This window comes from Stenotrophomonas sp. YJH_SMC_82 (assembly GCF_059368875.1).
The window spans coordinates 1165073-1177418 of the sequence record NZ_JCAFSE010000001.1 but is presented as its reverse complement, the minus strand read 5'-3'; the positions used below and the strand labels follow the sequence as shown (position 1 = coordinate 1177418).

Here is a 12346-nt window from a genome sequence, read left to right as displayed (position 1 = left end):
TTGATGCCCGATCAGTTGATGCTCGAGCCGATCCGCGACGGCTCGAAGCCATCCTTGCAGAACCAGCCCTGGCAGTTCAGCCAGATCAGGAAGGCCTTGCCGCGCAGGTTTTCTTCCGGCAGCAGGCCCCAGAAACGGCCATCGTCGCTGTTGTCACGGTTGTCGCCCATCACCAGGTACTTGCCGGCCGGCACGGTCCACTGGCCCTGGCCACGCGGATAGTCGGTCTCCAGCACGGTGTGGGTACGACCCGGCAGGTGTTCGACCAGCAGGTTGGCACCCTCGCCCTGGCCCTTGTGGCCTGCATAGATGCCCTTGTTGTCGTACTTCAGCGGTTCGCCGTTGAGGATCACGCCGTCGCCTTCGAAGACCACGGTGTCGCCCGGCACGCCGATGACGCGCTTGATGAAGTTCTCACCCTTGGCCGGATCGTTGTCGCTGTGGCCGGGGAAGTGGAACACCACCACGTCGCCGCGCGACGGCTCGCCAAACGGCACGATCTTGGTGTTGCTGATCGGCAGGCGCAGGCCGTAGGAGAACTTGTTGACCAGGATGAAGTCGCCGATCAGCAGGTTCGGCATCATCGAGCTGGACGGGATCTTGTACGGCTCGGCGATGAAACTGCGCACGATCAGCACGATCGCCAGCACCGGGAAGAACGCACGCGAGTAATCCACCAGCACCGGCTCGGAGTCGAGCAGGCCCGCGCGCTGGGCGCGACGCTTGGCGAGGTACAGCTTGTCCGCGAGCAGGATCAGGCCCGAGGCCAGGGTCAGCACGACCAGGAGGATCTCAAACAGTTTCATTCAGGGTCCTTTGCAACGTCACCAGACGACCGGCCCCGCAGGGCCGGTGCGGGCCTTACTTGTTGTCCATCTGCAGGACGGCCAGGAACGCTTCCTGCGGAATCTCCACGCGTCCGACCTGCTTCATGCGCTTCTTGCCTTCCTTCTGCTTTTCCAGAAGCTTCTTCTTGCGCGAAACGTCGCCACCATAGCACTTGGCCAGCACGTTCTTGCGCATGGCCTTGACCGTGGTGCGGGCGATGATCTGCGAGCCGACGGCGGCCTGGATGGCCACGTCGAACATCTGGCGCGGGATCAGGTCCTTCATCTTCTCGCACAGCTCGCGGCCACGTCGGTCAGCGTGGCTGCGGTGCACGATCAACGACAGCGCATCGACCTTGTCACCGTTGATCAGCACGTCCACGCGCACGAACGGGCCTGCGTCGAAGCGCACGAAGTGGTAATCGAGCGAGGCGTAGCCGCGGCTGACCGACTTCAGCTTGTCGAAGAAGTCCAGCACCACCTCGGCCATCGGCAGCTCGTAGCTGATCTGCACCTGGCTGCCCAGGTAGTTGATGCCGATCTGGCTGCCGCGCTTTTCTTCGCACAGCTTGATGATGTTGCCGATGTACTCCTCGGGGGTGAGCACGTTGGCGCGGATGATCGGTTCGCGGATTTCCTCGACCTGGTTCACCGCCGGCAGCTTGGCCGGGTTGTCCATGTTGATGATCGAGCCATCGGTCTTCAGGACCTCATACACCACCGTCGGCGCGGTGCTGATCAGGTCCAGGTTGTATTCGCGCTCCAGGCGCTCCTGCACGATTTCCATGTGCAGCATGCCCAGGAAGCCGCAGCGGAAGCCGAAGCCCATCGCCTCGGAGCTTTCCGGCTCGAAACGCAGCGCGGCATCGTTCAGGCGCAGCTTGTCCAGCGCTTCGCGCAGGTCCGGGTAGTCTTCGGCATCGACCGGGAACAGGCCGGCGAACACGCGCGGCTGCATTTCCTGGAAGCCCGGCAGCGGCTTCGGCGCCGGGTCGCCGGCCAGGGTGAGGGTGTCGCCGACCGGCGCACCATGCACGTCCTTGATGCTGGCGGTGACCCAGCCCACTTCACCGGCACGCAGCGCCGGCAGCACCTTGCGCTTCGGCGTGAACACGCCGACGTTGTCGACCTGGTGGTTGCGGCCGGTCGACATCACCTGCAGCTTGTCACCGGCCTTGATCTCGCCCTGCATCACGCGCACCAGCGACACCACGCCGAGGTAGTTGTCGAACCACGAGTCGATGATCAGCGCCTGCAGCTTGTCGGTGTCGCGCGGCGCCGGCGGCGGAATGCGGTGCACGATCGCTTCCAGCACGTCCTGCACGTTGAGGCCGGTCTTGGCACTGACCGGCACGGCGTCGGAGGCATCGATGCCGATCACGGCCTCGATCTCGGCCTTGGCGCGCTCGATGTCGGCGGTGGGCAGGTCGATCTTGTTGATCACCGGCACCACTTCCAGGCCCTGCTCCACGGCGGTGTAGCAGTTGGCCACCGACTGGGCTTCCACGCCCTGCGCCGCATCGACCACCAGCAGCGCGCCTTCGCAGGCGGCCAGCGAGCGGCTGACTTCATAGGAGAAGTCGACGTGGCCGGGGGTGTCGATGAAATTCAGGTGGTAGGTCTGCCCGTCCTTGGCCAGGTACGGCAGTGACACCGACTGCGCCTTGATCGTGATGCCACGCTCGCGCTCGATCGGATTGGAATCGAGCACCTGCGCTTCCATCTCGCGGGCCTGCAGGCCACCGCAGAGCTGGATGATGCGGTCGGCCAGCGTGGACTTGCCGTGGTCGACATGGGCGATGATGGAAAAGTTGCGGATGTTCCGCATCGAATCAGAAGACATAGGTGGCGGCGGCGCGCGGCGTCGTCAGGGTAACGGTCGATTATCGCACGCCCAGCGCCCGGCCGCGAAAACCGGCTGCCGGGCACCGGCCCGGAACGACCGAAGCCCCGCCGGGGCGGGGCTTCGGGGGAGGCCCAGGGGCCGCCGGAGCGGCCCCGGCAGGCCCTACTGGCCGGCCTTGACCGCCACGAAGGCGCTGTTGCCGTTGGCCGTGCGGACCAGCAGCATGACCACGTCGTCCTTCTTGAAGCTGGACAGCGCCCGGTTCAGGGCATCCACACTGCCGACCGCGACGCGGCCGACCTGCAGGATCACCATGCCCGGCGACAGGCCAGCATCACGCGCCGCCTGGCCCTTGACCCCGGTGATGCGCACGCCTTCGTTGCCGTTGAGCCCGAACTGCTTGCGCTGAGCCGCGCTCAGGTCGCTCACGTCCAGCCCCAGCAGGGCATTGGCCCCGGTCTGCGGCGCCGCCTCGGCACCGCCGGCCGACGGCCCGCGGGCACTGGCCTGCCCGTCTTCACTCAGGGCGGTCAACGTGGCACTGAGGTCATGCGGCTTGCCGTCGCGGTACACCACCAGGTTCACCTTGCTGCCCGGCGCCATCGCACCGATCAGCGGCGGCAGGTCGGACCAGCTGTTGACCGGGCTGCCGTTGACCGAGCGGATGACGTCGCCCACCTGCACGCCGGCCTTGGCGGCCGCACTGCCGGCCACGATCTGGTTGACCAGGGCGCCACGGCTGTCCGGCAGGCCCAGGCCCTGCGCCTTCAGCGAATCGATCGGCTCCACGACCGCGCCGAGCTGGCCGCGGGTGACCTTGCCGCTCTTCTTGATCTGCTCCACCGCGCTCATCGCAAGGTCGATCGGGATCGCGAAGCTGATGCCCATGTAGCCGCCGGACGCGGAGAAGATCTGCGAGTTGATGCCGACCACTTCGCCGCGGGTGTTCAGAAGAGGGCCACCGGAATTGCCCTGGTTGATCGCCACGTCGGTCTGGATGAACGGCACATAGCGCTGGTCGGGGCCGCCCGTACTGCGGCCGACGGCGCTGACCACGCCGGCGGTGACAGAATGGTCGAGGCCGAACGGCGAGCCGATCGCGACAACCCACTGCCCCGGCTTCAGGCTGTTGGAGTCACCCACGCGCACGGTTGGCAGGTTCTTCCCGTCGATCTTCAGCAGGGCGACGTCGTACTGCTGGTCGCTGCCCACCACCTTGGCGGTGAACTCACGGCTGTCGCCCAGCTTGACCTTCACGTCACTGGCGTCGGCCACCACGTGGTAATTGGTCAGCACATAGCCATCGGGCGAGATGATGAAGCCCGAGCCCATGCCACGGCCCTTGATGCTGGGGCCACCGTCTGGCCCACCCGGCCCCTGCCCCGGCATCGGGAAGTCGGGACCAAAGAAGCGGCGGAAGAACTCCGGCATGTCATCGTCGCCCATCGGGCCGCGCGCGGCCTGGCGGTTGTTGCGGACGATGGTGGTATCGACGTTGACCACGCCCGGGCCGACCTGTTCGACCAGGTTGGTGAAGTCGGGCAGGCCACTGACCAGCGGCTGCGCCGGTGCCCGCGCGGCCGCGGCTGGCACGGGCTGGGTCTGCGCGACGGGCGCCGGCGCCTGCGCGCAGGCCACCAGGGGAAGGGTCAGGGCCAGCAGGCCAATGGCCTGCGTGCGGAGTCGGGGAGTCATCGGACGGCAACCTCCGGGTCGGGTGGAAAGAGGAATACGGGCCCCGCCGACGGCGGGGCGTGAAGGCGCCCGGCTCAGTCGCGCGGGCGCGGCGGCACCGGCAGGTCATCCTGCAGGCGCGGCTCGAACGGATAGAACGCGGCACTACCGGCGTGGGCCGGGAAGCTGGCATTGAGCGCGCCGCCAGCGGCGGGCGCCAGGCTGGAGCGCGGCCATGGCCGGGCCTGCAGCCCGCTGACCTCGCCGAACGGCAGGTTGCGGTTGGCGTTGGCCGGCACGGTCGGGGTCAACGGTGCCTGCACGGCGGCGATGGCGCGCTGCGAAGTGTCGTCGCGCTGGGCGGCACGCGCGGCCTGCTGGCTGCGCGTAGCGCTGGCACGGCGGGCGTCCTGGCGGCGGCCCGCCGCGGCCATCGCTACGGCCGGCGCAGCAGCCACGGCCACTGCGGCCGTGTCCACCGAAGCCTCGGTGACTGGGGTCGGCGCGGCCGGTGCCAGTTCCGCCTGGCTGGCGATCACCTGCGGCGCCTGCGGTTCACCCGGCGTCGCCTCCTTCAATTTCTCGCCGCCGATGAACAGGGCGACCGCGGCCACAGATGCGGCCAGCGCAGCACCGCCGCCCCAGGCGCGCCAGCCACTGCGACGCACCTGGCGACGCGGCTCGGCCTGCGGCGTCGGCTCTGCCGCAATGGCGGCCGCAACGGCGGCACTGAAGCCGGCCGGTGCCAACGCCGGGGCCTGCCCGCGCATCACGTCGCCCAGCAGCTGCCAGCGCTCCTGGCAGCCGGCCAGTTCGGGGTCGTGTTCCATCCGGCGCAGCAGGAAGCGCGCTTCATCGGCACCCAGCTCGCCATCGACCAGGGCCGACAGCTGCTCGCGATGGCGCTGGTCCAGGCGCTGCCCGGCGGGCGATTGATGGTTCTGCGATTCGTTGAACGGATTACTGGTCATACGCGGCTCTTCTCACGGGTGGCGCTGCCGATGTCCAACAGCGGCCGGAGTTCGGTGTCGATCGCCTCGCGCGCCCGGAAGATCCGGGAACGCACGGTGCCGATCGGGCACCCCATCTTCTGCGCGATATCCTCGTAGCTCAGGCCTTCCACCTCGCGCAGGGTGATCGCCGACCGGAGTTCCTCCGGCAGCGCGTTGACGGCCTTCATGACCGTCTGTTCCAGCTCCTGGCGCATCAACTCGCGCTCGGGCGTGTCGGTGTCCCGCAGGCGGGTACCGCTGTCGAACTGCTCGGCGTCACCGATGTCGATGTCATCGGTCGGCGGACGACGATTGTGTGAAGCCAGGTAGTTTTTGGCGGTATTCACGGCGATTCGATGCAACCAGGTTGAGAACTGGGCATCGCCACGGAAACTCCCGATCGCGCGGTAGGCACGGATGAAAGTGTCCTGGGCGACGTCCTGACATTCGCTCCAGTCGGCGATGTAGCGACCGACCAGGGCCACGACCCGATGCTGGTACTTGCGCACCAGGACATCGAACGCGGCACTCTCGCCGTGCTGCACGCGCCGGACCAGCTCCAGATCCAGCTCCTGAGGTGTATCAACATCGGCCATGAGGGGCCGCACTCCTGTCAGCCCAACCGACGTCGGGCAATGAGACTGCCAATCCCGGGAAAAGTTCAGTCGCCGATCACCTGGCGCCGCACCAGCTTTTAGCCACCATTCGGTTAGCGTCCCGATCCACGGCCATGGATCCGGGGGCGCCACTCCCCTGCTATTGGGATTTGACGCGGGGGAAACAACCTCTGGATCATAGCCGCTTCTCCATACACAACCGGATGGAACGTCCATGCTCTCAGGCTTCGATGGTCTCCGCTTCAGCCACTGGCACCCCGAGATCCGCGACGACGGCGTGGTGGTTCTCTCCCTGGATCGCCAGGACAGCAGCGTCAATGCGATGTCGCAGGACGTGCTGCTGGAACTGGGCGACCTGCTTGAGCGCATTGCCCTGGACCCGCCCAAGGGCGTAGTCATCCAGTCGCTGAAGAAGGCCGGCTTCATTGCCGGTGCCGACCTGAAGGAGTTCCAGGAATTCGACCGTCGCGGCACCGTCAACGACGCGATCCGGCGTGGCCAGGCCACCTACCAGAAGCTGGCCGAGCTGCCCTGCCCGACCGTAGCGGCCATCCACGGCCACTGCCTCGGCGGTGGCACCGAGCTTGCCCTGGCCTGCCGCTATCGCGTGGCCTCCAATGACAGCAGCACCCGCATCGGCCTGCCGGAAACCCAGCTGGGCATCTTCCCGGGGTGGGGTGGCAGCGCCCGCCTGCCGCACCTGGTGGGCGCCCCGGCAGCGATGGACATGATGCTGACCGGCCGCACCCTGTCGGCCTCGGCCGCGCGTGGCATCGGCCTGGTCGACAAGGTGGTGGCACCGGCGGTGGTGCTCGACACGGCCGTTGCACTGGCGCTGTCCGGCACCACCCGCCCGTTCAAGCAGCGCGCCACGGCCTGGGCCACCAACACCTGGCTGGCACGCACGCTGCTGGCACCGCAGATGGTCAAGCAGGTCGCCCGCAAGGCGAAGAAGGACCAGTACCCGGCGCCGTACGCACTGATCAGCACCTGGCAGCGCAGTGGCGGCAAGCCGATCCAGGCCCGCCTGGACGCCGAGCGGCGTGCCGTGGTGAAGCTGGCCAGTACTCCGACCGCGCGCAACCTGATCCGTATCTTCTTCCTCACCGAACGCCTGAAGGGCCTCGGTGGCGGTGATTCCGGCATCCGCCACGTGCACGTGGTCGGCGCCGGCGTGATGGGCGGCGACATCGCCGCGTGGGCCGCCTACAAGGGCTTCGAAGTGACCCTGCAGGACCGCGAGCAGCGCTTCATCGACCCGGCCATGGAACGCGCGCAGGCGCTGTTCGCCAAGAAGGTGCGCGACGAGAGCAAGCGCCCGGCCGTGGCCGCGCGCCTGCGTGCCGACCTGGAAGGCAACGGCGTGGCCGAGGCCGACCTGGTGATCGAGGCAATCATCGAGAACCCCGAAGCCAAGCGTGCGCTGTACCAGACGCTTGAGCCGAAGATGAAGCAGGACGCCCTGCTGACCACCAACACCTCGTCGATTCCGCTGGTGGAACTGCGCGACCACATCCAGCGCCCGGCGCAGTTCGCGGGCCTGCACTACTTCAACCCGGTAGCGCAGATGCCGTTGGTGGAGATCATCCATCACGACGGCATGGCGCCGGAGACCGAGCGTCGCCTGGCCGCGTTCTGCAAGGCGCTGGGCAAGTTCCCGGTGCCGGTGGCCGGCAGCCCGGGCTTCCTGGTCAACCGCGTGCTGTTCCCGTACATGCTGGAAGCGGCCACCGCGTATGCCGAGGGCATTCCGGGCCCGGTGATCGACAAGGCCGCGGTGAAGTTCGGCATGCCGATGGGCCCGATCGAACTGATCGATACCGTGGGCCTGGACGTGGCCGCCGGCGTCGGCCGCGAACTGGCGCCGTTCCTGGGCCTGCAGATCCCGGCCGCACTGCAGACGGTGGAACCGGACAAGCGCGGCAAGAAGGATGGCCAGGGCATCTACACCTGGGAGAACGGCAAGCCGAAGAAGCCGGACGTGGCCAGCGACTACCAGGCCCCGGCCGATCTGGAGGACCGCCTGATCCTGCCGCTGTTGAACGAGGCGGTGGCCTGCCTGCACGAGGGCGTGGTGGCCGACGCGGACCTGCTGGATGCCGGCGTGATCTTCGGCACCGGTTTCGCACCGTTCCGCGGCGGTCCGATCCAGCACATCCGTGCGGTCGGTGCCGATGCGATCGTCGAGCGGTTGAAGGCGCTGCAGCAGCGCCATGGCGACCGTTTCGCGCCGCGCCCCGGCTGGGACAACCCCGTCCTGCGCGAACCGGTGGTCTGAGTTCATCGGCCGGGCCTGCGGCCCGGCACCCGCAGAGGCAACCGCCGAAGCCAGAGCCGGAGCAACAGCCGGCTCTGGCTTTTCTGTTAGGCGGGCGGGGCGGTGTGGGCTTGCAGGACACGCCGTAAACCCATCCATGGGGGCTCGATGGCGCCATCCATGGCGCCAACGGTCCTGCAAGCCCACACCGCCCCACCCAGACAGTTTCCCGGTGACGGTTGCTGAACTGCGATGGCTGGTAGGTGTCGACCTTGGTCGACACCAGGAGCGAAGCGACCGGCGTTTGATTTTGATTTTCTTTTTTCTTCTCCGTGGCTGGACGCACACGGAAACTGTCAGAGGTCGGGCGGGTGGGTTGCGCAGGACCGTTGGCGCCATGGATGGCGCCATCGAGCCCCCATGGACGGGTTTACGGCGTGTCCTGCGCAACCCACCCGCCCGGCCAAGCGCGGCTTTTGATCTTGCTTCCGCCTTCAGCGCCCCCCACAGCCACGAGGGGCTGCGCCGTTGGCTGGAACACCCTGTTACCCATACGGGGCATGTGCCCGTCACAGCTGCATGCGATGCTCATCACCTGATCCCTGCCAGCGAGAACGCCCGCATGACCACCATCATCGCCCCGCGCGTGCACGACATCGGCGGCCTGGAAGTCCGTCGCGCCGTCCCCACCCTGCAGGCGCGCAGCATCGGCTCGTTCGTGTTCGTCGACCAGATGGGCCCGGCACTCATGCACCCCGGCACCGCCATCGACGTGCGCCCGCATCCGCATATCGGCCTGGCCACCGTCACCTACCTGTGGTCGGGCGCGATCGGCCACCGCGACACGCTGGGTTCGGATCAGGTGATCCGTCCCGGTGACGTCAACTGGATGACCGCCGGCCGCGGTATCGCCCATTCCGAGCGCACGCCGCAGCCGGACCGCGATCACGACAACCCGATCCACGGCATGCAGACCTGGGTCGCGCTGCCGAAGTCGCACGAGGAAATCGAGCCGGCGTTCTACCACCATGCCGCTGCCACCCTGCCCGAGCAGCGTCGCAACGGCGCGTGGCTGCGGGTGATCGCCGGCCGTGCGTACGGCGAGGAATCGCCGGTGAAGGTGTTCGCCGACACCCTCAACGTGGCAATCGATCTCGACCCCGATGCGGAAATCGATATCGACGACGGCCACCGAGAGCGCGCGTTGTACATCCTCGAGGGCGACGCGCAGCTGGATGGCGTGGATATTCCCGCGCAGCACCTGGTGATCCCCGAAGCCGGTGCACGAGGCCGCCTGCGCGCGAAGACGCCGGTGAAGGCGATGCTGTTCGGTGGCGAGCCGCTGGATGGCCCGCGCCACCTGTGGTGGAACTTCGTGTCGAGCTCGAAGGAGCGCATCGAGCAGGCCAAGCACGACTGGGAAGCCGGCCGCTTCGGCACCATTCCGGGCGACGACAAGGAATTCATCCCACTTCCGCAGTACTGAACATCGCGTGTTGCACACATCTGAAGGTGTATCCCTGCACCCGGCGTTGACGCTACAGTCACCCGCTGATCACTGAAATGTGACATAAATCACACTTTAGATCGTCAAAGGAGTGCAACACATGAGCATGGGTAAACGCTTGTCCGCCGAGTTCCTCGGCACGTTCTGGCTGGTTCTGGGTGGCTGTGGCAGTGCGGTGCTGGCCGCCAAGTTCGGTGGCGACGGCAATCCGCTGGGTATCGGTTTCCTCGGCGTGGCGCTGGCCTTCGGCCTGACCGTGGTGACCGGCGCCTATGCGTTCGGCCATATCTCCGGCGCGCACTTCAACCCGGCAGTCAGCGTCGGGCTGTGGGCCGGTGGTCGTTTCCCGACCAGGGATCTGGTGCCCTACATCATCGCCCAGGTTGCCGGCGGCCTGCTGGCCGGCTTCATCCTTCTGCAGATCGCCTCCGGCGCCAGTGGCTTCGCCATCGATGGCAGCCAGGCGGGTGCGTTCGCCAGCAATGGCTATGGCGCGCTGTCGCCCGGCGGCTACAGCGTGGCAGCCGCCTTCCTGTGCGAAGTGGTGCTGACGGCGGTGTTCCTGATCGTGATCATGGGTTCCACCCACGGCAAGGCACCGGCCGGTTTCGCCCCGCTGGCGATCGGCCTGTCGCTGACCCTGATCCACCTGATCAGCATTCCGGTCACCAACACCTCGGTGAACCCGGCCCGCTCCACCGCCGTGGCCTTCTTTGCCGGCAGCGGCGCAGTCAGCCAGCTGTGGCTGTTCTGGGTCGCTCCCCTGCTGGGCGGCGCGATCGGCGGCCTGATCTACAAGTGGATCGGCAGCGACCGCTGATCCTCGCGACTCCCATTGCGGCCGACCCTCGGCCGCAATGGTTACTTCTGCAACCGCGAATTGTGCGATTGCTCACGTTCCGTTAAGGTTGAGTTGACCGTCCGTGCACATGCCGGATGGGGCGGCATCCGGGGATGGGATGCCACGGCCGCCGCCCCTGCTGGCGGAGCCAAACAACTCATCACCTTGGGGGATGCATGAAGTTCGTGCCTGTCATCTTGTCGAGCCTGCTGTTCGCTGCGGCCCAGGCCGCCGCGCAGGCGCCGTCCGAATGTCCTTCGCTGCCAGCCAGCAGTGGCCTGCAGTGGCAGCAGCAGGTGCAGGCCGATTTCCTGGTCTGCCGCGCCAGCACCCCTGATGGCCGCGAAGTACTGAGCCTGATGCTCAGCGCGCGTGACCCCGCCATTCCGCTGAGCCGCTCGCTGCGCCAGGAAAAAGGCAGCTTCGGCGGTGAATCGCTGTACTGGTACCAGCCCGACCTGGGCGGCCAGCAACCGCCGGGTTACGCCGAACGGCGCATCAGCGTGGTCAAGATCGACAAAGGGCGTTACGCGCAGATTGCGCTGTATCCGGACAGCGCGCAGGAGCTGAGCTCACTGCAGCAGCTGGCGCAGGGCATGAGCCTGACCCCTTCGGCCGTGGCCGCCGGGCGCTGAAGGTGACGGGGATGACTGCCTGGCAGCATCCCCGCAATGCACCTCGATCGGCAGGCAGTGCCGGCCGCCGGCCGGCAAACCCTTCGGTCCTGATCAAAAGCAGGTGCCGGCCGGCGGCCGGCACTACCTCAGAACCTGCCTTCCTGGAAATCGACGAAGGCCTGCATCAGTTCCTGCCGCGTGTTCATCACGAACGGGCCGTGCCGCATCACCGGCTCGCGCAACGGACGGCCGGCCACCAGGATCAGCCGCGCGCCTTCGCTGCCAGCCGAAACATGCAGCTGTTCGCCGCCGCCCAGCACCGCCAGCTCCTGGCGCGCAACATCACGGCCGGCGTCCTGTTCACCCACCGTCAGTCCGCCTTCAAATACATAGGCAAAGGCGTTGTGGCCTTCCGGCAGCGTGTAAGTCCAGGCCCGGTCGGGCGCCAACGTGATGTCGAGATACAGCGGCTCGGTGGCCGGCTGCACGATCGGGCCGCGGGTGCCGTCGACCGAGCCGGCGATCACCTTCACTTCCACGCCGGCTGCCGGCTGCACCACGGGAATGCGCTCGGGCGCGAACTCCTGGTACTTCGGCTCGGTCATCTTCTCCTTCGCCGGCAGGTTCACCCACAGCTGGAATCCACGCATCTGCCCGCTTTCCTGCTCGGGCATCTCCGAGTGCACCAGGCCGCGGCCAGCGGTCATCCACTGCACGCTGCCCGGGGTCAACAGGCCTTCGTTGCCATGGTTGTCGCGATGCCGCATGCGTCCGTCGAGCATGTAGGTGACGGTCTCGAAACCGCGGTGCGGGTGTTCCGGGAAGCCGGCGATGTAGTCCTCGGCCCGGTCGGTGCCGAATTCATCGAGCAGCAGGAACGGGTCCAGGTCCGGCAGCGTCGGGCCGCCGATGACGCGGGTCAGGCGCACGCCGGCACCGTCGGAGGTGGGCATGCCACGGATGGTGCGCAGCACGCGGACCGGTTCGGGAAGGCTCATGGCGACTCCTGTGGGATGGATGCCCCTGAAGATGGACGCCACATGGCCGTACGCCAATGGATGGCACCGCAACCAATTGTTCCATCCCTGATGTTGGCTGCACGTCAGCGCCACCGTCGTACGACCAAAGTACTACCGCCGATTCGTCCTGTGCCAATTGACCCTGTCGT

Annotated in this window: 10 protein-coding genes; 4 read left to right on the top strand and 6 right to left on the bottom strand. The window is 67.2% G+C overall.

Annotation, left to right across the window (positions count from 1 at the left end; translation table 11 throughout):
- Positions 1-11: 11 nt before the first annotated feature.
- The 5 genes from lepB to rpoE all read right to left on the bottom strand — a co-directional run bounded on the left by lepB (position 12) and on the right by rpoE (position 5935).
- Positions 12-806, bottom strand: coding sequence for a signal peptidase I (lepB, locus tag AC5P53_RS05195; protein ID WP_014038087.1), 795 nt, complete (start codon positions 804-806; stop codon positions 12-14).
- Between the two features lie 55 nt (positions 807-861).
- The gene (lepA, locus tag AC5P53_RS05190) at positions 862-2655 is read right to left on the bottom strand and encodes a translation elongation factor 4 (RefSeq protein WP_032958997.1); all 1794 of its coding nucleotides are present in this window, start codon (positions 2653-2655) and stop codon (positions 862-864) included.
- A gap of 180 nt (positions 2656-2835) precedes the next feature.
- Positions 2836-4368 (bottom strand): DegQ family serine endoprotease, encoded by a 1533-nt coding sequence (locus AC5P53_RS05185; RefSeq protein ID WP_049420101.1) that lies wholly within the window; start codon positions 4366-4368, stop codon positions 2836-2838.
- 74 nt (positions 4369-4442) lie between these two features.
- The gene (locus AC5P53_RS05180) at positions 4443-5318 is read right to left on the bottom strand and encodes a sigma-E factor negative regulatory protein (protein WP_049441924.1); all 876 of its coding nucleotides are present in this window, start codon (positions 5316-5318) and stop codon (positions 4443-4445) included.
- A complete protein-coding gene (gene rpoE, locus AC5P53_RS05175) occupies positions 5315-5935 on the bottom strand; it encodes an RNA polymerase sigma factor RpoE (protein ID WP_014038091.1) in 621 nt (206 codons plus the stop codon). The genes AC5P53_RS05180 and rpoE overlap by 4 nt, the downstream gene beginning before the upstream one ends.
- Before the next feature lie 235 nt (positions 5936-6170).
- Here rpoE and AC5P53_RS05170 point away from each other — a divergent pair, with 235 nt between their 5' ends.
- The 4 genes from AC5P53_RS05170 to AC5P53_RS05155 all read left to right on the top strand — a co-directional run bounded on the left by AC5P53_RS05170 (position 6171) and on the right by AC5P53_RS05155 (position 11196).
- The gene (locus AC5P53_RS05170) at positions 6171-8234 is read left to right on the top strand and encodes a 3-hydroxyacyl-CoA dehydrogenase NAD-binding domain-containing protein (RefSeq protein ID WP_069116210.1); all 2064 of its coding nucleotides are present in this window, start codon (positions 6171-6173) and stop codon (positions 8232-8234) included.
- Between the two features lie 601 nt (positions 8235-8835).
- The gene (locus tag AC5P53_RS05165; RefSeq protein WP_005410608.1) at positions 8836-9699 is read left to right on the top strand and encodes a pirin family protein; all 864 of its coding nucleotides are present in this window, start codon (positions 8836-8838) and stop codon (positions 9697-9699) included.
- Between the two features lie 121 nt (positions 9700-9820).
- On the top strand, positions 9821-10540 hold the full coding sequence (gene aqpZ / locus AC5P53_RS05160; protein ID WP_053496518.1) for an aquaporin Z: 720 nt from the start codon (positions 9821-9823) through the stop codon (positions 10538-10540).
- Positions 10541-10737: 197 nt separating this feature from the next.
- Positions 10738-11196: a hypothetical protein gene (locus tag AC5P53_RS05155; protein WP_014648004.1), complete on the top strand. Its 459-nt coding sequence runs from the start codon at positions 10738-10740 to the stop codon at positions 11194-11196.
- A 128-nt stretch (positions 11197-11324) separates the two neighbouring features.
- On the opposite strand, the gene AC5P53_RS05150 is transcribed toward AC5P53_RS05155, so the two are convergent.
- A complete protein-coding gene (locus tag AC5P53_RS05150) occupies positions 11325-12176 on the bottom strand; it encodes a pirin family protein (RefSeq protein ID WP_241887762.1) in 852 nt (283 codons plus the stop codon).
- Positions 12177-12346: the final 170 nt, after the last annotated feature.

Coding starts and splice junctions, on each gene's coding strand:
- lepA (WP_032958997.1), bottom strand. CDS start 2,655: ATGCGGAACATCCGCAACTTTTCCATCATCGCCCATGTCGACCACGGC.
- AC5P53_RS05150 (WP_241887762.1), bottom strand. CDS start 12,176: ATGAGCCTTCCCGAACCGGTCCGCGTGCTGCGCACCATCCGTGGCATG.
- AC5P53_RS05155 (WP_014648004.1), top strand. CDS start 10,738: ATGAAGTTCGTGCCTGTCATCTTGTCGAGCCTGCTGTTCGCTGCGGCC.
- lepB (WP_014038087.1), bottom strand. CDS start 806: ATGAAACTGTTTGAGATCCTCCTGGTCGTGCTGACCCTGGCCTCGGGC.
- AC5P53_RS05180 (WP_049441924.1), bottom strand. CDS start 5,318: ATGACCAGTAATCCGTTCAACGAATCGCAGAACCATCAATCGCCCGCC.
- AC5P53_RS05185 (WP_049420101.1), bottom strand. CDS start 4,368: ATGACTCCCCGACTCCGCACGCAGGCCATTGGCCTGCTGGCCCTGACC.
- aqpZ (WP_053496518.1), top strand. CDS start 9,821: ATGAGCATGGGTAAACGCTTGTCCGCCGAGTTCCTCGGCACGTTCTGG.
- AC5P53_RS05165 (WP_005410608.1), top strand. CDS start 8,836: ATGACCACCATCATCGCCCCGCGCGTGCACGACATCGGCGGCCTGGAA.
- rpoE (WP_014038091.1), bottom strand. CDS start 5,935: ATGGCCGATGTTGATACACCTCAGGAGCTGGATCTGGAGCTGGTCCGG.
- AC5P53_RS05170 (WP_069116210.1), top strand. CDS start 6,171: ATGCTCTCAGGCTTCGATGGTCTCCGCTTCAGCCACTGGCACCCCGAG.